General features: G+C 58.3%; 21 protein-coding genes. 9 read left to right on the forward strand and 12 right to left on the reverse strand.

Annotated features, from left to right (window positions below; all coding sequences use genetic code 11):
- Window positions 1-7 precede the first annotated feature (7 nt).
- Window positions 8-634 carry a multifunctional acyl-CoA thioesterase I/protease I/lysophospholipase L1 gene (tesA, locus tag C6A40_RS00875; RefSeq protein ID WP_122008371.1) on the reverse strand — a complete coding sequence of 209 codons (627 nt, stop codon included), beginning with the start codon at window positions 632-634 and terminating at the stop codon, window positions 8-10.
- Here tesA and ybbA point away from each other — a divergent pair.
- The 3 genes from ybbA (at window position 602) to C6A40_RS00890 (ending at window position 5,028) form a co-directional block, all read left to right on the forward strand.
- Window positions 602-1,288, forward strand: a complete 687-nt coding sequence (gene ybbA, locus C6A40_RS00880) for a putative ABC transporter ATP-binding protein YbbA (protein WP_008499319.1) — start codon at window positions 602-604, stop codon at window positions 1,286-1,288. The genes tesA and ybbA overlap by 33 nt on opposite strands.
- Window positions 1,285-3,699: a putative ABC transporter permease subunit YbbP gene (ybbP, locus tag C6A40_RS00885; protein WP_045335416.1), complete on the forward strand. Its 2,415-nt coding sequence runs from the start codon at window positions 1,285-1,287 to the stop codon at window positions 3,697-3,699. The genes ybbA and ybbP overlap by 4 nt, the downstream gene beginning before the upstream one ends.
- Before the next feature lie 183 nt (window positions 3,700-3,882).
- A complete protein-coding gene (locus C6A40_RS00890; protein ID WP_023617276.1) occupies window positions 3,883-5,028 on the forward strand; it encodes a porin in 1,146 nt (381 codons plus the stop codon).
- A gap of 90 nt (window positions 5,029-5,118) precedes the next feature.
- Here C6A40_RS00890 and mnmH read toward each other — a convergent pair whose 3' ends face one another.
- The 6 genes from mnmH to ppiB form a co-directional block, all read right to left on the reverse strand.
- Window positions 5,119-6,189 carry a tRNA 2-selenouridine(34) synthase MnmH gene (gene mnmH, locus C6A40_RS00895; protein WP_023343517.1) on the reverse strand — a complete coding sequence of 357 codons (1,071 nt, stop codon included), beginning with the start codon at window positions 6,187-6,189 and terminating at the stop codon, window positions 5,119-5,121.
- An 85-nt stretch (window positions 6,190-6,274) separates the two neighbouring features.
- Window positions 6,275-7,342, reverse strand: a complete 1,068-nt coding sequence (purK, locus tag C6A40_RS00900) for a 5-(carboxyamino)imidazole ribonucleotide synthase (protein ID WP_008499323.1) — start codon at window positions 7,340-7,342, stop codon at window positions 6,275-6,277.
- On the reverse strand, window positions 7,339-7,848 hold the full coding sequence (gene purE, locus C6A40_RS00905) for a 5-(carboxyamino)imidazole ribonucleotide mutase (RefSeq protein ID WP_023616863.1): 510 nt from the start codon (window positions 7,846-7,848) through the stop codon (window positions 7,339-7,341). The genes purK and purE overlap by 4 nt, the downstream gene beginning before the upstream one ends.
- Before the next feature lie 171 nt (window positions 7,849-8,019).
- A complete protein-coding gene (locus C6A40_RS00915; RefSeq protein WP_008499325.1) occupies window positions 8,020-8,229 on the reverse strand; it encodes a YdgH/BhsA/McbA-like domain containing protein in 210 nt (69 codons plus the stop codon).
- Between the two features lie 136 nt (window positions 8,230-8,365).
- On the reverse strand, window positions 8,366-9,088 hold the full coding sequence (lpxH, locus tag C6A40_RS00920) for a UDP-2,3-diacylglucosamine diphosphatase (protein WP_023293120.1): 723 nt from the start codon (window positions 9,086-9,088) through the stop codon (window positions 8,366-8,368).
- A 3-nt stretch (window positions 9,089-9,091) separates the two neighbouring features.
- On the reverse strand, window positions 9,092-9,586 hold the full coding sequence (ppiB, locus tag C6A40_RS00925; RefSeq protein ID WP_008499327.1) for a peptidylprolyl isomerase B: 495 nt from the start codon (window positions 9,584-9,586) through the stop codon (window positions 9,092-9,094).
- A gap of 174 nt (window positions 9,587-9,760) precedes the next feature.
- Between ppiB and cysS the strand changes: the two genes are divergently transcribed.
- A complete protein-coding gene (gene cysS, locus C6A40_RS00930) occupies window positions 9,761-11,146 on the forward strand; it encodes a cysteine--tRNA ligase (protein ID WP_045335417.1) in 1,386 nt (461 codons plus the stop codon).
- A gap of 86 nt (window positions 11,147-11,232) precedes the next feature.
- On the opposite strand, the gene C6A40_RS00935 is transcribed toward cysS, so the two are convergent.
- The 5 genes from C6A40_RS00935 to folD form a co-directional block, all read right to left on the reverse strand.
- On the reverse strand, window positions 11,233-11,754 hold the full coding sequence (locus tag C6A40_RS00935; protein WP_045335418.1) for a metal-dependent hydrolase: 522 nt from the start codon (window positions 11,752-11,754) through the stop codon (window positions 11,233-11,235).
- A gap of 73 nt (window positions 11,755-11,827) precedes the next feature.
- Window positions 11,828-12,844: a Mal regulon transcriptional regulator MalI gene (gene malI / locus C6A40_RS00940; RefSeq protein ID WP_008499330.1), complete on the reverse strand. Its 1,017-nt coding sequence runs from the start codon at window positions 12,842-12,844 to the stop codon at window positions 11,828-11,830.
- Window positions 12,845-12,927: 83 nt separating this feature from the next.
- Window positions 12,928-14,427, reverse strand: coding sequence for a PTS transporter subunit EIIC (locus tag C6A40_RS00945; RefSeq protein WP_008499331.1), 1,500 nt, complete (start codon window positions 14,425-14,427; stop codon window positions 12,928-12,930).
- 283 nt (window positions 14,428-14,710) lie between these two features.
- Entirely contained in the window at window positions 14,711-14,923 is a 213-nt protein-coding gene (gene ybcJ, locus C6A40_RS00950) for a ribosome-associated protein YbcJ (RefSeq protein WP_004143016.1), read from the reverse strand.
- Window position 14,924: 1 nt separating this feature from the next.
- Window positions 14,925-15,791: a bifunctional methylenetetrahydrofolate dehydrogenase/methenyltetrahydrofolate cyclohydrolase FolD gene (gene folD, locus C6A40_RS00955; protein WP_008499332.1), complete on the reverse strand. Its 867-nt coding sequence runs from the start codon at window positions 15,789-15,791 to the stop codon at window positions 14,925-14,927.
- A gap of 309 nt (window positions 15,792-16,100) precedes the next feature.
- On the opposite strand from folD, the gene fimA reads away from it, so the two are divergent.
- The 5 genes from fimA to fimH all read left to right on the forward strand — a co-directional run bounded on the left by fimA (window position 16,101) and on the right by fimH (window position 21,581).
- Window positions 16,101-16,664, forward strand: coding sequence for a type 1 fimbrial major subunit FimA (gene fimA / locus C6A40_RS00960; RefSeq protein ID WP_008499333.1), 564 nt, complete (start codon window positions 16,101-16,103; stop codon window positions 16,662-16,664).
- A gap of 68 nt (window positions 16,665-16,732) precedes the next feature.
- Complete coding sequence (fimI, locus tag C6A40_RS00965) at window positions 16,733-17,278, forward strand: type 1 fimbrial protein subunit FimI (RefSeq protein ID WP_008499334.1); 546 nt, start codon at window positions 16,733-16,735, stop codon at window positions 17,276-17,278.
- A gap of 34 nt (window positions 17,279-17,312) precedes the next feature.
- Complete coding sequence (gene fimC, locus C6A40_RS00970) at window positions 17,313-18,005, forward strand: type 1 fimbria chaperone FimC (protein WP_045335419.1); 693 nt, start codon at window positions 17,313-17,315, stop codon at window positions 18,003-18,005.
- 14 nt (window positions 18,006-18,019) lie between these two features.
- On the forward strand, window positions 18,020-20,581 hold the full coding sequence (locus C6A40_RS00975) for a fimbrial biogenesis usher protein (protein ID WP_114191219.1): 2,562 nt from the start codon (window positions 18,020-18,022) through the stop codon (window positions 20,579-20,581).
- Entirely contained in the window at window positions 20,574-21,581 is a 1,008-nt protein-coding gene (gene fimH / locus C6A40_RS00980; protein WP_021241603.1) for a type 1 fimbria D-mannose specific adhesin FimH, read from the forward strand. Before C6A40_RS00975 ends, fimH begins: the two co-directional genes overlap by 8 nt.
- Window positions 21,582-21,583: the final 2 nt, after the last annotated feature.

The raw sequence follows: 21,583 nt of genomic DNA on the forward strand, positions 1-21,583 counted from the left end.
CGCTTAATCAGGAGTCATGTTTAACTAAAGGAGCCAGCCGCGTTGCCATCCAGTCGGCAATAAACGGCTGCGCATCGCGATTGGGGTGGATCCCGTCGTCTTGCATCCACTGGGGTTTGAGATAGACCTCTTCCATGAAAAATGGCAGCAGCGGAATATCAAACTCTTTGGCAAGCTTGGGGTAGATCGCGCTAAAGGCCTCATTATACCGACGACCGTAATTGGCGGGCAGGCGAATTTGCATCAGCAGCGGCTGGGCGTTTGCCGCCTTGATCTCCTGCAAAATGGTGCGCAGCGTATCCTCCGTTTGCTGTGGCTGGAAACCGCGCAGGCCATCATTACCGCCGAGCTCAACCAGCACCCAGCGCGGCTGATGCTGTTTGAGCAGCGCAGGCAGGCGCGATAAACCTTGCTGTGAGGTATCGCCGCTGATGCTGGCGTTGATTACAGGCGTTTTGCTCTGCCATTTGTCATTGAGCAGAGCGGGCCAGGCCGCGCCAGCCGCCATGCGATAGCCGGCGCTCAGGCTGTCGCCGAGAACCAGTAACGTGTCCGCTGCCGCCGCGCGGAAAGTCATCAGAATCAAAAACAGGAAGGGCAAATGCCAGCGGAAAACAGTGTTGAAGTTCATCATCTTAAGAAGTCCGTCGGTCAGGGGGAACACGAGCTTTCCATCCTTACTGGAGTTGAACTCGTTGTCAAACGCGCTGAAACCATCGCGCTGATTGGCGAATCCGGTTCCGGTAAGTCCACGCTGCTGGCGATTTTAGCCGGTCTGGACGACGGCAGCAGCGGCGAGGTCCACCTTGTCGGGCAGCCGCTGCATCAGCTTGATGAAGAGGCGCGGGCCGCGCTGCGCGCGCGTCACGTTGGTTTTGTCTTTCAGTCCTTTATGCTGATCCCAACCCTGAACGCCCTGGAAAACGTCGAGCTCCCGGCGCTGTTGCGCGGTGAAAACAGCCGTGAAAGCCGCGCTCATGCGAAGGCGCTGCTGGAACAGCTCGGTCTGGGGAAACGTCTCGACCATCTTCCCGCCCAGCTTTCCGGCGGTGAGCAGCAGCGCGTGGCGCTGGCCCGCGCGTTTAACGGCCGCCCTGAGGTGCTGTTTGCCGATGAGCCTACCGGCAACCTTGACCGTAAAACCGGTGACAGGATTGCCGACCTGCTGTTTTCGCTCAACCGCGAGCACGGCACCACGTTGATCCTCGTCACCCACGATCCGCAGCTCGCGGCGCGCTGCGACCGTCGCCTGCGGCTGGTGAACGGTGTTCTGCAGGAGGAAGCATGATTACCCGCTGGTTCTGGCGCGAGTGGCGCTCGCCCTCGCTGCTGATTGTCTGGCTGGCGCTCAGCCTGGCGGTGGCCTGCGTGCTGGCGCTCGGCAGCGTCAGCGACCGCATGGAAAAAGGGCTCAGCCAGCAGAGCCGGGAGTTTATGGCGGGGGACAGGGCGCTGGAAAGCTCCCGCCCCGTGCCGCCGGGCTGGATTGAAGCAGCGCGCAAAGAAGGGCTGAAGGTGGGAGAGCAGCTCACCTTCCAGACCATGACCTTTGCGGGCGACATGCCGCAGCTGGCGAGCGTCAAGGCCGTCGATGATATCTACCCGATGTACGGTGACTTACAGACCAGTCCGCCGGGGTTAAAGCCGACGCCCGGTACGGTGCTGCTGGCATCGCGTCTGATGGCGCTGCTGAACCTCAAACCCGGCGACAGTATCGACGTCGGCGACGCCACGCTGAAAATCGCCGGGGAAGTGGTGCAGGAGCCCGACGGCGGATTTAACCCGTTCCAGCTTGCGCCGCGTCTGCTGATGAACACCGCGGATGTCGCGGCCACCCATGCGGTACAGCCGGGCAGCCGCGTTACCTGGCGCTATAAGTTTGGCGGCACGCCCGCCCAGCTTGCCGCGTATGAAAAATGGCTTCTGCCGCAGCTCAAACCGGAACACCGCTGGTACGGGCTGGAGCAGGACGAGGGGGCGCTCGGTAAATCTCTGGAGCGCTCTCAGCAGTTCCTGCTGCTGTCGGCCCTGTTGACCCTGCTGCTGGCGGTGGCGGCGGTGGCCGTGGCGATGGGGCACTACTGCCGCAGCCGCTACGACCTGGTGGCGATCCTCAAAACCCTCGGGGCGGGCCGGGCGCAGCTGCGCAAGCTGATTGTCGGCCAGTGGCTGATGCTGCTGGTCCTGTCGGCGCTGACCGGCGGAATAATGGGGCTGCTGTTTGAAAAACTGCTGATGGTGATGCTGAAACCGGTGCTCCCGGCCGCCTTGCCGCCGGCCAGCCTCTGGCCGTGGCTGTGGGCGATGGGCGCGATGACGGTGATCTCGGTGCTGGTGGGGCTTCGGCCCTACCGCCTGCTGCTCGCCACGCAGCCGCTGCGCGTGCTTCGCAACGATGTGGTGGCGAACGTCTGGCCGCTGAAGTTCTACCTTCCGGTGATTATTGCGGTGGCGGTGGGGCTGCTGGCGTGGCTGATGGGCGGCAGCACGCTGCTGTGGGCGGTGCTGGCCGGGGCGGTTGTGCTGGCGCTGCTGTGCGGCGTGCTGGGCTGGATACTGCTCAACCTCCTGAAAAGGGTGACGGTAAAATCCCTGCCCGTGCGCCTGGCGGTCAACCGTCTGCTGCACCAGCCCTGGTCTACGCTCAGCCAGCTGTCGGCGTTCTCGCTGTCGTTTATGCTGCTGGCGCTGCTGCTGGTGCTGCGCGGCGATCTGCTCGACCGCTGGCAGCAGCAGCTTCCACCGGAAAGCCCGAACTATTTCCTGATCAATATCGCCCCTGAGCAGGTTACGCCGCTGAAGGGCTTCCTGTCGGAGCATCACATCATCCCCGAATCGTTCTATCCCATCGTTCGCGCGCGTCTGACGCAGATCAACGGCCAGCCAACGGAGGGGAACAAGGACGAGTCGCTGAACCGCGAGCTGAATCTGACATGGCAGGATAAACGCCCTGATCACAACCCGATAACCGCCGGCACCTGGCCGCCAAAAGCGGGAGAGGTGTCGATGGAGGAGGGGCTGGCGACGCGGCTGAACGTGAAGCTGGGAGACAGCGTGACCTTCACCGGCGATACCCAGGATTTCACCGCGAAAGTCACCAGCCTGCGTAAGGTGGACTGGGAGAGCCTGCGGCCCAACTTCTTCTTTATCTTCCCGCCGGGGGCGCTGGACGGGCAGCCGCAGAGCTGGCTGACCAGCTTCCGCTGGGAAAACGGCAACGGCATGCTGACCCAGCTCAACCGGGAGTTTCCGACGGTCAGCCTGCTGGATATCGGTGCGATCCTCAAACAGGTGGGGCAGGTGCTGGAGCAGGTGAGCCGCGCGCTGGAGGTGATGGTGGTGCTGGTGACGATCTGCGGCGTGCTGTTGCTGCTGGCCCAGGTGCAGGTGGGCATGCGCCAGCGCCATCAGGAACTGGTGGTTTACCGCACGCTGGGGGCGGGTAAGCGGCTGCTGCGAATGACGCTCTGGAGCGAGTTTGCGCTGCTGGGGCTGGTGGCCGGTCTGGTGGCCGCCATTGGCGCAGAGACGGCGCTGGCGGTGCTGCAGACAAAGGTGTTCGACTTCCCGTGGGAGCCTGACTGGCGTCTTTGGTTGACTCTGCCTCTGTGCGGCGCGGGGCTGCTTTCCCTCTGCGGAGGCTGGCTCGGCACGCGGCTGCTAAAGGGCAAAGCCCTGTTCCGTCAGTTTGCGAGTTGATTTAGTGTAGTGATAATTACGCACCGGATCTTTATGCCGGTGCGTAGTGTTTAAATAGCACAAAGTGATAATACCCACTCATTTAGTAGCACAAAACATTAAAAACCCAACCACACAGCCCGATTATTTCCAGTTAATATTCACCCGCTAAATATTTAGCAGCGTGTCTATTAAGGAAAAATAATGACTATAAAAAAATCAGCGCTGGCGGCAACGATTGGCGCGGCAGTGGCATTAACGACCTTCGCTTCTCAGGCGGAAATCACCGTTCTTAAGCAGGATCCTCAGGCGGGTAACCCGCTGAGCCGCCTGAACTTCACCGTTGGCGGCAGTATTCGTCCTCAGTTCCAGAACATGACCGGCGACGACGGGAAAAACAGCTACAAGCGTAACGGCTTTGACGGCGGCACCCGCTTCCGTTTCGCGGCAGATTACTACCTGTTTGATGACATCAGCTGGATCAGCTACTACGAGCTGGGTGTGAATATTCCTGCGCAGTTTAACTGGGATCACCACTACGCCGAAGGCGCACACGACACCACGCGTCGTATGCTCTATACCGGTCTGAAGAGCGACACCTGGGGTACGCTGACCTTCGGTCAACAGAACAGCGTTTACTATGATGTGGTGGGCGCGAAAACCGATATCTGGGACTACGACATGATCGGTCAGGCACCGGGTAATGGGATCAACGGCGATTACGACGGCTCTTACCGTTCACGCCAGATGCTGAAATATAAGAAAACCGTGGGCGATGCTGACATTTATGCATCCTACCTGTTTGAAGACAGCGAATTCCTGCCGGGCAACGGCCTGCGCTACAAGCGTAAAGGCGGCGGCTCGCTGGGTCTGGATTACCACCTGACTACCGACCTGACCTGGGGCGCCGCGTGGAACTACACCCGCGCCGACATGCGTAACCCGGACAACGGCGACAGCAAAACCTACGACCAGAACATCCTCGGTACCGCACTGAGCTGGACCCCGGACAACTGGACCTTCTCCGCAGGCGGCGGCTGGTACCAGAACTTCCTGACCACCAAAAAAGTGTCTGTTAACGACTACTTTGCGGGCGACGCGTGGGGTATTGAGTACTTCGCAGGGTACAAATTCCCAGTCGGTCAGTACGCGGTTAAATCCATCCAGCCTTACTTCATGGGTGACCGCATTGAGTACGTGAACGGCCGTAACTACCAGCGCATCGACAACGGCGTGGGTATCAGCTTCCAGCTGGATTACGGTTTCCGCGTGGATTACGAACACGTGTTCACCTCCAGCACCGACAACCTGGGCGACATGAACCTGGTGCGTCTGCGTTACGACTTCTAAGCCGTCTGTTCCCCGGTGGCGCTGCGCTTACCGGGGCCACAACAGTACGCGTAGGCCGGGTAAGGCGTAGCCGCCACCCGGCTTTATTTTTCAGCGATCAAGCCACTCAGCAATTTCTTCGTACGTCCCGCGATACACAATCTTTTCCGCCTTTTTCTCCAGCTGATAGCCGTACATCGGGTCGTAATAGTCGTTCAGGAGCGGTACAAGCCAGCTGAAGTGCGCGTCAGTGCGGCCAGAGCGTTGCTGTTCCAGCAGCGCGGAGTCTAACAGCGCGGTAAATTCCGCAAAGCGCTGCAGCCCAAGACGGCGGCGTATGGCAAACAGGCCGTGATGCAGGTACTCGCTGTATTCTTTCCAGCCCGCTTCCTCGCCGTAGGCGGCAGAAAAGTCCGCCCACATATGGTCGAAATACTCTTCGCGCAGGCGCTCAAGACGAATGTCAAACGGATCCTCTACCACCACGATAGGGGCTTCAACCATGCGGTCGCGCAGGCAGGCTGGCAGGTGGTTTGAGCCAATCATCCGGCCTTCATCTTCCAGCACCCAGCGCGCGGCGTCTTTTTTCAATAGCTCAACCGCAAGGTGATTTTCAAAGCTGGCCTGAGAAAGCTGCGGCGTGAGCGTGCGGCCAAATGACGAGCCGCGATGGTGCGCCAGCCCTTCCAGATCGATACCCTGCGCGTGCTGCTTCACCAGCAGGGTTTTACCGTTCCCGGTACAGCCGCCGATAAGCACCATCGGCTTTTGTGACTGCTCAATGGTCACCTGAATCGCCGTCTGGCGCAGGGCCTTATAGCCACCGCGGATCAGCGGGTAGTCGATACCCGCCTCTTTCAGCCAGGCCTGCGAGATATGCGAGCGCTGGCCGCCGCGCGCGCAGCAGAGAAAGCCCTCAGGATGGGCAAGGCTGGCTTCGCGCCAGGCGTTGATGCGGGCGTCACGCGTGTCGCCGCTCACCAGGCGATGGCCGAGCGCCAGCGCGGCGTCCGGTCCCTGACGTTTATAACAGGTGCCGACGGCGGCGCGCTCGTCATCGTTCATTAAAGGCAGGTTGACTGCCGCTGGCATCGCGCCCTGGGCAAATTCGATCGGCGCGCGAACGTCGATTAAAGGGGTATCGGACGCGAGGATCGCGCGATAGTCCGTTCCATCGTTCATGGTTATTCCAGAAGAAAGCTAAGCAGCAATGGGCGGGAATTGTACGCCGGGGAAAGAGGAGGTCAACTCCCCGGCGGAGGGAGAACTATTTAAGCTTAGATTGTGCCCAGACAATACCGCTCGCGTATTCCGGCGGCAGGAGCGGGATCATGGCTTCCAGCGTGGCGCTCAGACGGCCCGTGTCGCTGTCGTTCAGGTTCAGGTGGCCGACTTTACGACCCTCGCGGACCTCTTTGTCATACCAGTGCAGATGCACCAGCGGCAGCTTCAGCCAGTCGTAGTTCAGATCGGTGCCGATCAGGTTGATCATCACCGACGGGCTGTTCACCACCGGCTGCGGCAGCGGCAGGTCGGTAATGGCGCGCAGGTGCAGCTCGAACTGGCTGATGGAGGCGCCGTTTTGCGTCCAGTGGCCGCTGTTGTGCACGCGCGGCGCAAGTTCATTGATCAGCAGACCGGACGGGGTGATAAAGCACTCCATTGCCATGACGCCGACATAACCGAGTTCGTGCATGATGGCAGAGAGCATCTCTTCCGCCTGCGCCTGCTGGTCGGCATTGGCGTGCGGGAAGGCGACGCTGGTGCGCAGAATGCCGTCCTGATGCAGGTTATGCGTCAGCGGATAAAACACCGTGCGGCCGTCATGCCCGCGCGCGCCAACCAGCGAGACTTCACCGCTGAAGTTAATGCCCTGCTCAACGATGCACTCGCCGTAGCAGTCATTCGGCAGCTCGGCGGTGTCGCCTGCGCGCAGGCGCCACTGGCCGCGGCCGTCGTAGCCACCCACGCGGCGCTTCACGATCGCCAGCTCGCCCAGCATGGCGAAGACGTCGTTCCACTCGCTTTTATCGGACAGGAGCTGCCACGGCGCGGTCGCGAGGCCGAGCTTGTCGAACAGCTGCTTTTGCGTCAGGCGGTCGGCAACGATCGGAAACACGTCGCGGTTAACGAAGGCGTTATGACGCGCCAGCTCGCGGGTCAGAGCGGTCTCCGGCCAGCGTTCAATCTCGGCGGTGATCACGCTCTGGTGGAATGGGACGGCTTCCGGCTCGGCGTCCAGCCCGACGGGCCAGACGGCAATACCCAGCGGCTCACCGGCCTGACGCAGCATGCGGCCTAACTGGCCGTTACCAAGGACGCAAACCTGCTTCATGCCGCACCCCGCGGGTCCGGGTTGTCCAGCACTTCGTCGGTCTGGGCTTTACGCCACGCCGCCAGACGCTGATGTAAGTCTTTATCGTGCGTCGCCAGGATCTGCGCGGCCAGCAGGGCGGCGTTTGCGGCACCCGCTTTGCCAATCGCCAGCGTGCCGACAGGAATACCGCGCGGCATCTGAACGATGGAGTAGAGGCTGTCCACACCGCTTAACGCGGCGCTCTGTACCGGAACGCCCAGAACCGGCACCAGGGTTTTGGCGGCAATCATGCCCGGCAGATGTGCTGCGCCGCCCGCACCGGCGATGATCACCTCATAACCGTTCTCTTCGGCGCTTTCGGCGAAGCTGAACAGTTTGTCCGGCGTACGGTGTGCAGAGACCACTTCAACGTGGTGCGGAACATTCAGGATGTCAAAGATTTCGGCGGCGAACTGCATGGTAGCCCAGTCGCTTTTGGACCCCATCACGATGGCGACACGCGCCGGATTATTGCGGGAAGACATGCGTCTTAAAACTCCTGTGGTGCGAAACACACTGCTTTCGAGGGCACAGAGAATAGCATGTTATACGGGCAAGGAAAACGGTTGCGCGGTTAAATCTTGAGCCGTTGTTGCCATCAATTCATAACAAAACAGACCGCATTCTGGCGGTCTGTTTTCGTCGAGGGGCAATCATTATTTCGTCAGTTCAGCGGTCATATACACGCGATTGTCGACCTTCGCGCTGGTGATTTTATAAGACGCGCCCTGTTCAGCAGCCTGTGCAGCGATTTTCGCTTCTGCGCGGTCAAGGGTAGAGGCGGTTGCGCTCACGCTCTGCGCGAAAGAACCGAAAGAAACCAGGGAGAGAGCCGCAACTGCAACGAAAGTTTTGATGGATTTCATGGTCGTATTCCTTAAGTGTTTTGTCTGGGATAGGGCGTGTTGCCCTGATGTGATAAATAATAGGCCGACCACGGGCGGATTAAAATCGAAACAATTTGCCGATATTGTTCAAAAAAATAGAATGATGTGGAGGGGGTTAAAACGGAAACGCGATCAGCTCCACGCCCTCAGGCGTGACTTTGACCATGGAACCTTCGGTGTGCCAGGCACCCAATACCACGCGGTGTGCGGGCTGGCCGTTGGCGATGAGGGAATGCACGTCAGGACGATGGGTATGACCGTGGATCAGCCACTGAACGTCATGCTTTTCCATTACCCGCACGACCGCCTGCGGATTGACGTCCATGATGGTCATGGATTTGCTGCTGTTGGCGGCTTTACTGCCTGCGCGCATTCTGGCGGCGATGCGGTTGCGGATAAAGAGCGGCAGGGCAAGGAACACCTTCTGGATCCACGGGGTGTGGACTTTGGCGCGAAACGCCAGGTAGCCGGTATCGTCGGTGCAGAGCGTGTCGCCGTGCATGATCAGGACCTTGCGGCCGTAGAGGTCGAGCACCTGTTCTTCCGGCAGCAGCGTCATGCCGCTTTCACGGGCGTAGCGCTTGCCGATCAGGAAATCACGGTTGCCGTGAATGAAGTAGCAGGGGACGCCCGAATCCACCAGCGCGTGAATGGCGGCGGCCATTTCACGGTGCAGCGGGTTAGGATCGTCGTCGCCAATCCAGGCTTCAAAGAGGTCGCCCAGGATGTACAGCGCATCGGCGCTTTTCGCTTCACCGCGTAAAAAACGCAGAAAACCGGCGGTTATCGCCGGTTCTTCTGTTTGCAGATGAAGATCCGCAATAAAGAGTGTCGCCACCAATTACTCGCTGACGGTCACGCTGGTAATCACAACGTCTTCTTTTGGAACGTCCTGGTGCATACCGCTGCGGCCAGTAGAGACGGCTTTGATCTTGTCAACCACGTCCATACCTTCAACCACTTCTGCGAATACGCAGTAGCCCCAACCCTGCAGGCTTTCGCCGGAGAAGTTCAGGAAGTCGTTGTCCGCCACGTTAATGAAGAACTGCGCGGTCGCAGAGTGAGGCGCCTGAGTACGTGCCATCGCCAGCGTGCCGCGGGTGTTTTTCAGGCCGTTGTTCGCTTCGTTCTTGATCGGCTCTTTAGTGGCTTTCTGGTTCATGCCAGGTTCGAAACCGCCGCCCTGGATCATGAAACCGTTGATCACGCGGTGGAAAATGGTGTTGTTGTAGAAACCTTCGCGGCAGTAGTCCAGGAAGTTTTTAACTGTTTCAGGCGCTTTGTCATCAAAGGTTTTGATTACGATATCGCCATGATTAGTGTGGAAAGTAACCATTTTTGCATCCTGTTCCGTTATTGTGGTACGTCGACCCGCCTTCGGGTCATCTATAGGGGCTTGTTATAGCATAACCACAGGATGCGATCACCTTGCATTGTGTGCTGCTTCGGGTTTGAATTACGGGTAGAATAGCCGGTTTTCAACCACACACGTGTTTACATGGAATCTTCGATGTTAAAAATCTTTAATACAATGACGCGCCAAAAAGAGGAATTTAAACCTATCCATGCCGGGGAAGTCGGCATGTACGTGTGTGGTATTACGGTTTACGATCTCTGTCACATTGGCCATGGCCGTACCTTTGTCGCCTTCGACGTGGTGTCACGCTACCTGCGTTTTCTGGGGTACAAGCTGAAATATGTGCGCAACATCACCGACATCGACGATAAGATCATCAAGCGCGCGAATGAAAACAGCGAAAGCTTTGTCGCGCTGGTGGATCGCATGATCGCTGAGATGCACAAAGACTTCGACGCCCTGAATATTCTGCGTCCGGACAGCGAGCCGCGCGCGACCCACCATATTCACGAAATCATCGACATCACCGAGAAGCTGATCGCCCGCGGTCACGCGTATGTTGCCGACAACGGCGACGTGATGTTCTCCGTGCCGACGGACCCAACCTACGGTGCGCTTTCCCGTCAGGATCTGGACCAGCTCCAGGCCGGTGCCCGCGTTGATGTGGTTGACGTGAAGCGTAACCCGATGGACTTCGTGCTGTGGAAGATGTCCAAAGAGGGTGAACCAAGCTGGCCATCCCCGTGGGGCGACGGCCGTCCGGGCTGGCACATTGAATGTTCCGCGATGAACTGCAAACAGCTGGGCAAGCACTTCGACATTCACGGCGGCGGTTCAGACCTGATGTTCCCTCACCACGAAAACGAAATCGCGCAGTCCACCTGCGCCCACGGCGGCGAGTACGTGAACTACTGGATGCACTCCGGGATGGTAATGGTTGACCGCGAGAAGATGTCGAAATCGCTGGGTAACTTCTTTACCGTGCGCGACGTGCTGAAGTATTACGACGCGGAAACCGTGCGCTACTTCCTGATGTCTGGCCACTATCGCAGCCAGCTGAACTACAGCGAAGAGAACCTGAAGCAGGCGCGCTCGGCGCTGGAGCGTCTTTACACCGCGCTGCGCGGAACCGACAAGTCTGTTCCGGCGGCAGGCGGCGAAGCGTTCGAAGCACGCTTCGTTGAGGTGATGAACGACGACTTCAACACCCCGGAAGCCTACTCCGTGCTATTCGACATGGCGCGCGAAGTGAACCGCCTGAAGTCCGAGGATATGGCGGCCGCGAATGCGCTGGCGTCCCATCTGCGTAAGCTCTCTGCCGTGCTCGGCCTGCTGGAGCAGGAGCCGGACGCGTTCCTGCAGAGCGGTGCGCAGGCGGACGACGGTGAAGTGGCGGAGATTGAAGCGTTGATCAAGGCGCGTCTGGAAGCGCGTCAGGCGAAGGACTGGGCGGCGGCCGATGCGGCGCGTAACCGTCTGACCGAGATGGGCATCATTCTGGAAGACGGCCCGCAGGGAACGACCTGGCGCCGTAAGTAAGTCTGTAACGCCCGGTGACGCTTACGCTTACCGGGCCTACGGGCAAAAGTAGGCCGGGTAAGGCGCAGCCGCCACCCGGCTTTTTTTTACCTTCTTTTCCACCACAGCAACCCCATCAGCACGCCCCCCGGCAGCCACACCCACAGCAGTTCTGAAATAATCACCTGATGCCCGTACGGCGTGGTATAGCGTGAGAGCGCAAACGGCGCGACCTTAATCACCTGCCACGGCGCAAAGAAGCGTTCATCCGACCACGGCCACAGCCAGCCGACGCCTTTCCCGCCTGTGGTAATCGAATCCAGCAGGCTGTGCGACAGCAGTGACACGGTTAAAAACAGCCAGCATCGCGTCAGGCTGGCCCTGAACCATCGTCGTCCAGTCAGTACGCAAAGTATCGGCACCACGAAGGCAAACAGCAGGGAGTGGGTAAAGCCGCGATGGCCGAAAACGTTGCCGTACGCGACGCCGAACTTGAACGCCAGCACGTCGGCGTCCGGCAGTATGGCGAGGACAATACCGGCAAACAGCAGGCGGGGTGGGATAACTTTTGTCCCCAGGCCTAAGCCCAGGCAAAGCGGAACAGCAGCGTGTGTAATGACGGTAGGCATTGTGATTATCCATGGCAAATCATGGAAATATAGCAGTCATTCCGCGCTAAAAGACCTGTGCTAAATTCTGATTTTACGCCGACTCGCGTGCGATAAGCTGCCCGGAGAGCGTAATACGCTGGGTTTGCAGCGTCGGCTCCTTCAGCGTGCGAATAATCAGCCCGGCCGCCTGACGCCCCGTCTCTTCGCTGGCGGACGAAACGTAGGTAAACGAGGGAGAGGTGAGGTTCACGTGGAGCATATCTTCGAAACCGACCAGGGCGACCTGCTGCGTCAGAAAGACATCTTTACCCACCGTACGCCCAACCTGATGAATACCGGAGATGGAGCCGATCATGGCATCCGGCGAGTGGCAGAGCAGGGCGGTGATGGTATTGTTTTTTTCCAGCAGCTGGCGGGTGGCAAAACCTGCTGCCAGCGTGTCATCGCTGCAGGCCGGCGAGTATTCATCGCGCCAGACCAGTCCGTTTTGCGCCATCGCGCTGCGAAAGCCGAGCAGGCGCTGCTCGCGGATAAGGCAGCCTTCCCGTCCGCCTATGTAGGCGATATTACGATGACCGCGCTCGATAAGATAACGCACCGCCAGACTGGCCGCCTGCCGGTTATCACGCATCACCAGATTGCATTTTTCATCCAGCAGCGACTGAGAGACCACCACCAGCGGCAGAGGGCAGTGGCGAATCTTTTCCGGCAGGGTAGAGGTGCGGGTATCCGAGGCCAGATAGATCACCCCGGCGACGCCCTGCTGCTTAAACGACAGCAGGCAGCGCTCAAGCTGGTCATGGTCGTTCTGGGGCTGACCGAGAAAAACCATATACCCCTGTTTTTCAAGATCCTGAACAATGCTCGCCATCACCTTGATGGAGAAGCTGTCGCTAAAGTCGCGAAGGATCAGGCCAATCAGATTAGAGGTATTGGCGCGGAGGTTGGCAGCGGCAACGTTATGAACATAGCCCAGGGTATTGATGGCAGCGTTGACCTTCTCGATCGTTGCCTCTGAGATTTTCCCTTTCTGGCGCAGCACCAGCGATACGGTGGAAACCGACACGCCCGCGTGCTTCGCGACATCAATAATGCTGACTTTCTTCAAAACCGCTCCCTGAAATTTACCGATTATCAGCCAGATAAAACACGCCTCCCAGCGTACAGGAGACGTGTCGTTCAGGCATCTTATTATTTGCCGATCATGGTGGACATGGTCTGGGCGATAAACTGTGCTCTGGCACCGAAAATCACCTGAATACCGTTGTCGCCGACAAACACCACGCCGCGCGCGCCGAGTCCGTTAAGACCGTCTTTATCCACCGCGTCGCTTTTTGCCACTTCCAGACGCAGGCGGGTGATACAGGCGCCGACGGAGTCAATGTTATGCGCGCCGCCCAGCAGGGTGATGATCTCGGTCGCGAGCTCGGAATCCGATTTTTCATCCGCGTTGGCGGTTACTTCGGTGCGGCCCGGCGTTTTCACGTCGAAACGACGGATCACAAAGCGGAACGTGAAGTAATAAATCAGGCCCATTGGAATGCCGATGATAATGGCGCTCAGGAAGTGGGTCTGGTAGCCGTTAAACGACGGCAGGATCCCGAATGACAGATAGTCGATAAAGCCCGCAGAGAACGACTTGGCGATATGCGCATGCAGCAGGTACATGGTCATGTAGGCCAGACCCGCCATGATGGCGTTAAAGACGTACAGAATCGGCGCCACGAAGATAAAGGTAAACTCAACCGGTTCGGTGATCCCCGTCAGGAAGCAGGTCAGCGCCGCGGAGAACAGAATACCGGCCGCGATTTTCTTATTCTTCGTATGGGCTTCGTGATACATCGCCAGGCACGCCGCAGGCAGCGCGAACAGCATCAGCGGGAATTCACCCTGCATGAACTTACCGGCGTTCTGGTAGGTATCGCTGCTGAAGGATTTCACCCCTTCTTCCAGCATCTTGAACCAGATGGTCTGGTCGCCGTGGATCACCTGGCCTGCCTGGGTGGTGTAATCCCCAAACGAATACCAGAACGACGGATACCAGATATGGTGCAGACCGAGCGGGATCAGCGCGCGCTCCACCAGACCGAAGATAAAGGTCGAGGCCGCCTGGTTGTCGCCGTTAACGACCACGGAGAGGGCGTCGATACCGGCCTGGATATGCTGCCACACGTACGGCAGCAGCAGCCCCATCAGGAACGAGAGGAATGCTGTTGCAATCGCCACGAAGCGCTTGCCGGAGAAGAAGCCAAGGAATTCCGGAAGCTGCATGGTGTGGAAGCGGTTATAGCACCAGGCCGCGAGAATACCGCAGATCAGGCCGCCGAAGACGCCCATCTGCAGCGTCGGAATGCCCACCACCATGGCGTATTTCCCGCCCTGAGAGGCCATTTCCGGCGTGATGCTCAGCACGGTGCTGATGGTGATATTGGTGACAAACACCGACACCGCCGCGGACAGCGCCGCAATGCCGGATTCTGACGCCAGGCCCACGGCAGAGCCAATGGCAAACAGCATCGGCAGGTTATCAAAGATAACCCCGCCCGCGTTCATCATCAGCGGCAGATGGAACTTATCGCCGAAGGCCAGCAGCAGGCCCGCAGCGGGAAGCAGTGAAATTGGCAGCATTAAGGCGCGACCAATCATCGATAACTTAGACAGCGATTTAACAAACCCTGATATCAGACTCATGCTGATTTCCCCCGAGTAGCGCTTTTTTTGGCGCTGTTATTGTAAGTAGAACGTTTTAGTAGAACGTTCTACTTATCGTGGGCAAAGCGTGAAAAACGCGCAACTGAATTTTCACTTTTCAACAGACGAAATACTGATTATTTGAAGTGGATCGATAAATAACCGTGATGGGTGTGAGGGGATAGAGATAGAAATTGCCGGGTGGCGGCTTCGCCTTACCCGGCCTACAAACGGAGACAGTACGTAGGCCCGGTAAGCGCAGCGCCACCGGGCATCAAACGGCTTACGCCGTCACGGTCACGCTCTGCCCTTCAAAGCTCACGGTCTGGCCCGCGACAATCTTGCAGCGCTTGCGGGTTTCCACCGCACCGTCCACTTTGACAAGCCCGTCGGCAATGGCAATTTTCGCCTGCGCGCCGCTTTCGCTCCAGCCTTCCAGCTTGAGCAGATCGCACAGCTCAACGTGCGGGTGTTTGCCTAATGAAAATGTGGCCATCTTACGCGTCCTCTACGTCGTGATATTCTTCGCATGCCTGCAGGGTATTCTGAATCAGCGTTGCGACGGTCATCGGGCCTACGCCGCCCGGTACGGGGGTAATGTAAGAGGCGCGCGCGGCGGCATCTTCATACACCACGTCGCCGACCACTTTGCCGTTTTCCAGACGGTTAATCCCGACGTCCACGACAATTGCGCCCTCTTTAATCCACTCGCCCGGAATAAAGCCCGGCTTACCGACCGCGACGATCAGCAGATCGGCGTTCTCAACGTGGTGACGCAGGTTTTTGGTGAAGCGGTGGGTAACGGTGGTGGTGCAGCCGGCCAGCAGCAGCTCCATGCTCATCGGGCGGCCCACGATGTTGGACGCGCCGATGACCACGGCGTTCAGGCCGTAAGTATCGATGTTATAACGCTCCAGCAGCGTCACGATACCGCGCGGCGTGCACGGACGCAGGCGCGGCGCGCGCTGGCACAGGCGGCCAACGTTGTAAGGATGGAAGCCGTCCACGTCTTTATCCGGTGCGATACGCTCCAGCACCTTCACGTTGTCGATACCGGCGGGCAGCGGCAGCTGAACCAGAATACCGTCGATCTCTTTATCGGCATTCAGAGTGTCAATAAGTTCCAGCAGTTCTGCTTCGCTGGTGGTTTCCGGCAAATCGTAAGAGCGGGAGACGAACCCCACCTCTTCACACGCTTTGCGCTTGCTGCCGACATAAATCTGCGATGCCGGGTTACTGCCAACCAGCACAACGGCCAGCCCGGGGGCGCGTTTTCCGGCCGCTTTACGCGCCTTCACTTTTTCCGCGACCTCAGAGCGCACCTGCTGCGCAATCGTTTTACCGTCAATAATCTTTGCTGCCATCAGAGAGAAGATTCCGTCTGTAACGTTCGAAAGGGGGGATGCGTGTATTTTGTCAGAAGCGAGCCCCGCTGTCAGTCACCCTTTGCGCGTTTTTATCCGCAAGACGCAAAAACCCTTCTTAAGGGATGGTCAATTTCTTAGGCGGGATTAGGATGTGACCTGGTAAAATGGCAGCGTTTTGACATATTTAAAAATCACCTCCTGAGCTACTTTGTCTCCTCCGAAATAAGCTTTCAATTACTCAATTGAACGTATTTCTTATTCCCGATTTTTCGCGGGAAGGGTTATTTACATTTTAAAGGAATAGACATGAAACTCAGCAACATTGCTTCTACTGTTATTGCAACTTTGGCCCTGGTTGCGGGTGCCGCAAATGCAGCGGATCCTGCTGCGCCGGTTTCCGTAAATGGCGGTACCGTACATTTTAAAGGTGAGCTGGTTAATGCGGCTTGTTCAGTAAATACTGATTCTTCCGAGCAGACCGTTAATCTGGGTCAGTATCGTACCGCGAAATTCACCAAAGTGGGCGACACCACCTCTAATATTCCGTTCAACATTGAACTGAACGATTGCGATCCGCTGGTGGCCAAAACTGCCGCTGTTGCGTTCACCGGTCAGATCGACCCAACCGACAAAACCCTGCTGGCCGTCACCTCCGGCAGCAACGACAACACCGCGAAAGGCGTGGGTATCGAGATCCTCGACAGCAAATCCAGCGTTCTGACGCCAGACGGTGCGACCTTCTCTGCTGCGCAGACGCTGATCGAAGGGACCAACACCCTGAAGTTCACCGCGCGTTATAAATCCACGGCTGCGACTACCGAGCCAGGCCAGGCGAACGCTGACGCCACCTTCGTAATGAAATACGAATAATTCCTCCGCACAGGGATGTTCAGGCCTCAGGGACGAGGCCCGTCATACGCTATTGCCAGGAACAAAGGATGACAAGGACAGGAACACTACTGCTGTTAACCCTTGCGATGGCTTGCCCGGCATCGGCGCATACCGTGGTGATCGAAGGCGGCAAGGTTCATCTCAGAGGTGAACTGGTGAACGGCGGCTGCGCCGTGGCGCCCGACAGCCAGAATATGCGCATCGATATGGGGCAGTACCGAACCAATTCATTTTCCGGCGTGGGCAGTTTTTCCACGGTGAATGTGCCTTTCACCGTACGGCTGCTGGACTGCAGCGTTGATGTTTCGCGCACCGTGGGGATTCAGTTTCAGGGGGCCACACCCGCAGAAGATCCTCAGGTCTTTCTGGCGACATCGCGACCAGGTGAAACGCCCGTCAGCAGCGGCGTTGGGCTGGCGCTCTTTGACGAGCAGCAGCGTCAGATTATCCCAAATGCCACGGCCGTCAGTTGGCTGCCGATCGATACCCGCGAGCTTGCGTTCCATTTCAGCGCCCGCTATCGGGCTATTTCCGAACACCTCGAGCCAGGCAAAATTCAGTCGGATGTCTGGTTTACGTTGATTTATCCATAACACCTGCGAACACATTATTAAAGGTACGGTTGTGATGAATACCCTAATTAAACCAGGACTTTTTTTATCGTTTATTTTAATGATGGTTTCTGCCTGCGCGAATGCATCCGGCGGTATTGCGCTGGGAGCCACCCGCGTTATTTATCCCGCAGAGGCGAAGCAAACGTCGCTGGCAATCACCAACAGCAATAAACAGGAACGCTATTTAATTAACGCGTGGATTGAAAATGCAAACGGGCAAAAAGAAAAAACGTTTGCCGTCACGCCGCCCCTGTTTGTTAGCGAGCCGGACAGTGAAAACACGCTGCGCATTATTTACGCCGGGCCTGCGCTGCCTGCCGACCGTGAATCGCTGTTTTACATGAACGTGAAAGCGATCCCGTCAGTGAACAAAGCCAAAACGGAAAACAATAACGTGCTGCAGCTGGCTATTCTCTCGCGCATCAAGCTGTTTGTGCGCCCGAACAACCTGGCAATGCAGCCGGAAGAGGCGCTTTCCCAGCTGCGGTTTGAGCGCGCGGGTAACCATCTCAAAGTCAGCAACGCGTCTCCGTATTACATCACCCTCGTCAATCTGAAGCTGGGCGGGAAGACGCTGGATAACCTGATGGTGGCACCGAAAAGCGCGGCACAGCAGGTGCTGCCAGCCGGTGCCGGCGGCACGCTCTCCTGGCAGAGCGTGAATGACTACGGTGCCATCACGCCGGCGCGTAGCGTCAACCTGTGAGCAGAGTCAGGGCGATGAAAAACCATCAGGGACGTTACTGCCCGGTTGCACTGGCGCTGATGGCTGCGCTCTGGCCGCAGGCTGGCTGGAGCGAAAGCTATTTCAACCCGGCCTTCCTGTCCGACGACACCGCCAGCGTGGCGGATTTGTCGCGTTTTGAGCAAGGACACCAGCAGGCACCCGGCGTTTATCGCGTGGATATCTGGCGTAACGATGAATTTATCGGGACTCAGGACGTGCGTTTTGAGCAGGCAGAGAACACGCCGCCGGTGGCGGGCGGGCTATCGCCGTGTATTACGCGCGCGATGCTGGACCGCTTTGGCGTCAACGTTGCGGCGTTTCCCGAGCTGGCTAAGGTTCAGGGTGAGGCGTGCGTCCCGTTGACCACGGCCATTCCCGGTAGCGAAACGGTATTCAACTTTGCCTCACAGCGCCTGAACGTTAGCCTGCCGCAGGTGGCATTGCAGAACAGCGCCCGGGGCTACATTCCGCCGGAACAGTGGGATGAAGGCATCCCCGCCGCGCTGCTGAACTACAGCTTTACGGGCAACCGGGGCAGCGAAGACGACAGCTATTACCTCAACCTGCAGAGCGGGCTGAACTACGGCGCCTGGCGTTTACGTAACAACGGCGCATGGCGATACACGCAGACCAACGGGCAGCGGCACAGCGAGTGGCAGAATATTGGCACCTGGGCGCAGCGCACCGTGATCCCGCTGAAAAGCGAACTGGTCCTGGGCGACAGCAATACCGGTAATGACGTCTTCGACAGCATGGGGTTCCGCGGCGGACGGCTCTTCTCGTCTGACAGCATGTATCCGGACAGCCTGCAGGGCTACGCGCCCACCGTGCGCGGGATCGCCCGGACGCCCGCCAAAGTGGTGGTGCGTCAGAATGGCTACGTGATCTATCAAAGCTATGTGCAGCCGGGCGCATTTGCGATTACCGATCTCAACCCCACCTCCTCAAGCGGTGACCTGGAAGTGACGGTAGAAGAGAAAGACGGTACCCAGCAGCGCTATACCGTGCCGTACTCCACCGTGCCGCTTCTGCAGCGTGAAGGGCGCTGGAAGTATGACCTCGTCGCGGGGGATTACCGCAGCGGTAACAGCGATCAGGATACGCCGTTCTTCACCCAGGGCACCCTGATTACCGGGCTTGCCAACGGCTTTACGCTCTACGGCGGGACGCAGCTGGCGTCACGCTATACCGCGGTCGCCGTCGGGGCCGGAAAAAACCTGGGCGACTGGGGCGCGGTTTCGCTCGATATCACCCACGCCCGCAGCCAGCTCGCGGACGACAGCAAGCATGAAGGACAGTCCCTGCGCTTCCTCTATGCGAAATCCCTTAACGGCTTTGGCACCAACTTCCAGCTGCTGGGCTACCGTTACTCCACAAAAGGGTTTTACACCCTGGACGATGTGGCATGGCGCTCAATGGAAGGCTATCAGTATGCCGACAGCCAGGGCGATAACGATGTGCCGGACGTGCAGAGCTATCACAACCTGACGTGGAATAAAAAAGGTCGCTTCCAGCTTAACGTTTCTCAGTCGCTGGGGGATTACGGCTCGGTCTATATCTCCGGCAGCGAGCAGACCTACTGGGGTACCGACGAGTCGAACCTCTGGTACCAGCTGGGGTATGCGGGGGGCATGAAGGGGATCAACTACTCCGTTTCGTGGTCGTGGAACAAATCCGTCGGGATCGACGGCACCGACCGGATCGCGTCGTTTAACCTCTCCGTGCCGTTCAGTATCTTTACCCGTCAGGGCTATCGCCGGGACAGCGCGATTGACCGTGCCTACGCCACGGCATCCGCCAGCCGGAACAGCGATGGCGACACAAGCTGGCAAACCGGCGTCAGCGGCACGCTGCTGGAGGACCGCAACCTGAACTACAGCGTGACTCAGGGACACACCAGCACCAACGGGTCAAGCGGAAGCGCCAGCGCCAACTGGCAGGCGACCTACGGCACATTGGGCGTGGGCTACAACTACAGCGACGATCAGCACGATCTCAACTGGCAGCTCTCCGGCGGGGTCGTCGGTCATGCCGACGGCGTGACCTTCAGCCAGCCGCTGGGTGACACCAACGTGCTGATCAAAGCGCCGGGGGCATCCGGCGTCAGCGTGGAAAACCAGACCGGCGTGAGAACCGACTGGCGAGGCTATGCGGTGATGCCGTATGCCACCGTCTACCGCTATAACCGCGTGGCGCTGGATACCAACACCATGAGCAACAACACCGACATCGAAAACAACGTGAGCAGCGTGGTGCCGACCAAAGGCGCGCTGGTGCGCGCCAGCTTTGATACTCGCATTGGCGTGCGCGCCCTGCTGACGGTAACGCGCGGCAACCAGCCCGTGCCGTTCGGTGCGGTGGTCCGTGAGACCCGGAGCGGTGTCACCAGCATGGTGGGGGACGACGGGCAAATTTACCTGAGCGGGCTGCCGCTGGAGGGCGAGCTGCTGATCCAGTGGGGCGACGGGGCGCAGTCCCAGTGTCGCGCGCCTTACAGCTTGCCTGAAAAGAGCCTGCAACAGGCAATCACAATGAAGGGGATTCGCTGTGAATAAAACCCACATCTTAGGCTTGTCGCTTCTGGCGCTACTGCCTGCGGCAAACGCATTCGCCACCGTGTGCGTCAATGAAAAAGGCGTGCCGACGGAAGTGCATTACGACCTGACGGACAAATTCAATAGCTCGAATAACCAGATTGGACAGGTCGTGACGCTCAGCGAGAAGTCGCAGTGGGTAGGGGTCAATGCCGTCTGCCCGAAGGGCACGGTCGGGAATACCACCAAGCGTAGCTATGTGACCGATTATCAGGTTACGGGAACGAGCGATGGCTATCAGTATCTGAAGCTGAACGACTATCTGGACGGGGCCATGAAAATCACGGACAGCTATGCTGGCGTGTTTTATCCGCCAAAAAACTATATCCAGATGGGGAGCCATCCTAACGTCTCCAAAAACAGACCGTTTGGCGTTCAGGACTCCAGCCTTGTCTTCCGCCTTAAGGTAACCCGACGTTTTATTAATATGGTCGTGATCCCGCGCGCCACCATGTTCCGCGTTTACGTCACCACCACCTCCTCGGATCCGCTCACCACGCCGGTCTATACCATCAGCTACAGCGGTACCATTCAGGTGCCGCAAAGCTGCGCTATCAACGCCGGAAACGTGGTGGAGTTTGATTTCGGCGACATTGGTGCCTCCTTGTTCAGCAAGGCGGGCGTAGGTAACAAACCGGAGGGCGTCTCATCGCAAAGCAAAACCATTGCGATCAAATGCACCAACGTCGAGGCGAACGCCATGCTGACGATGCGCGTAGAGGCGGAGAAAGTCTCTGATAATGTGCTGGTGTCGGATAACCCGGACGTCGGGTTCATCATTGCCAACGAGAGCGGTGCGCCGCTAACGCCTAACAACCTGACAAGCAAAATTCCGTTCCGCCTCGACGACAGCGCGCAGGCAAAGGTGGGGATCCGCGTCTGGCCAGTGAGCGTGACGGGCAACAAGCCAGCGGAAGGGCGTTTCACCTCGCGCGGGTATTTGCGCGTGGATTACGACTAAGG

The organism is Enterobacter sp. GER_MD16_1505_Eko_090 (assembly GCF_003331015.1).
GTDB classification, from domain to species: domain Bacteria; phylum Pseudomonadota; class Gammaproteobacteria; order Enterobacterales; family Enterobacteriaceae; genus Enterobacter; species Enterobacter roggenkampii.

Coding starts and splice junctions, on each gene's coding strand:
- C6A40_RS00975 (WP_114191219.1), top strand. CDS start 18,020: ATGAAAAACCATCAGGGACGTTACTGCCCGGTTGCACTGGCGCTGATG.
- C6A40_RS00935 (WP_045335418.1), bottom strand. CDS start 11,754: ATGCCTACCGTCATTACACACGCTGCTGTTCCGCTTTGCCTGGGCTTA.
- C6A40_RS00945 (WP_008499331.1), bottom strand. CDS start 14,427: ATGAGTCTGATATCAGGGTTTGTTAAATCGCTGTCTAAGTTATCGATG.
- C6A40_RS00890 (WP_023617276.1), top strand. CDS start 3,883: ATGACTATAAAAAAATCAGCGCTGGCGGCAACGATTGGCGCGGCAGTG.
- ybbA (WP_008499319.1), top strand. CDS start 602: ATGCCAGCGGAAAACAGTGTTGAAGTTCATCATCTTAAGAAGTCCGTC.
- purE (WP_023616863.1), bottom strand. CDS start 7,848: ATGTCTTCCCGCAATAATCCGGCGCGTGTCGCCATCGTGATGGGGTCC.
- fimA (WP_008499333.1), top strand. CDS start 16,101: ATGAAACTCAGCAACATTGCTTCTACTGTTATTGCAACTTTGGCCCTG.
- fimI (WP_008499334.1), top strand. CDS start 16,733: ATGACAAGGACAGGAACACTACTGCTGTTAACCCTTGCGATGGCTTGC.
- cysS (WP_045335417.1), top strand. CDS start 9,761: ATGTTAAAAATCTTTAATACAATGACGCGCCAAAAAGAGGAATTTAAA.
- mnmH (WP_023343517.1), bottom strand. CDS start 6,189: ATGAACGATGGAACGGACTATCGCGCGATCCTCGCGTCCGATACCCCT.
- tesA (WP_122008371.1), bottom strand. CDS start 634: ATGATGAACTTCAACACTGTTTTCCGCTGGCATTTGCCCTTCCTGTTT.
- folD (WP_008499332.1), bottom strand. CDS start 15,791: ATGGCAGCAAAGATTATTGACGGTAAAACGATTGCGCAGCAGGTGCGC.
- ppiB (WP_008499327.1), bottom strand. CDS start 9,586: ATGGTTACTTTCCACACTAATCATGGCGATATCGTAATCAAAACCTTT.
- ybbP (WP_045335416.1), top strand. CDS start 1,285: ATGATTACCCGCTGGTTCTGGCGCGAGTGGCGCTCGCCCTCGCTGCTG.
- ybcJ (WP_004143016.1), bottom strand. CDS start 14,923: ATGGCCACATTTTCATTAGGCAAACACCCGCACGTTGAGCTGTGCGAT.
- fimC (WP_045335419.1), top strand. CDS start 17,313: ATGAATACCCTAATTAAACCAGGACTTTTTTTATCGTTTATTTTAATG.
- C6A40_RS00915 (WP_008499325.1), bottom strand. CDS start 8,229: ATGAAATCCATCAAAACTTTCGTTGCAGTTGCGGCTCTCTCCCTGGTT.
- purK (WP_008499323.1), bottom strand. CDS start 7,342: ATGAAGCAGGTTTGCGTCCTTGGTAACGGCCAGTTAGGCCGCATGCTG.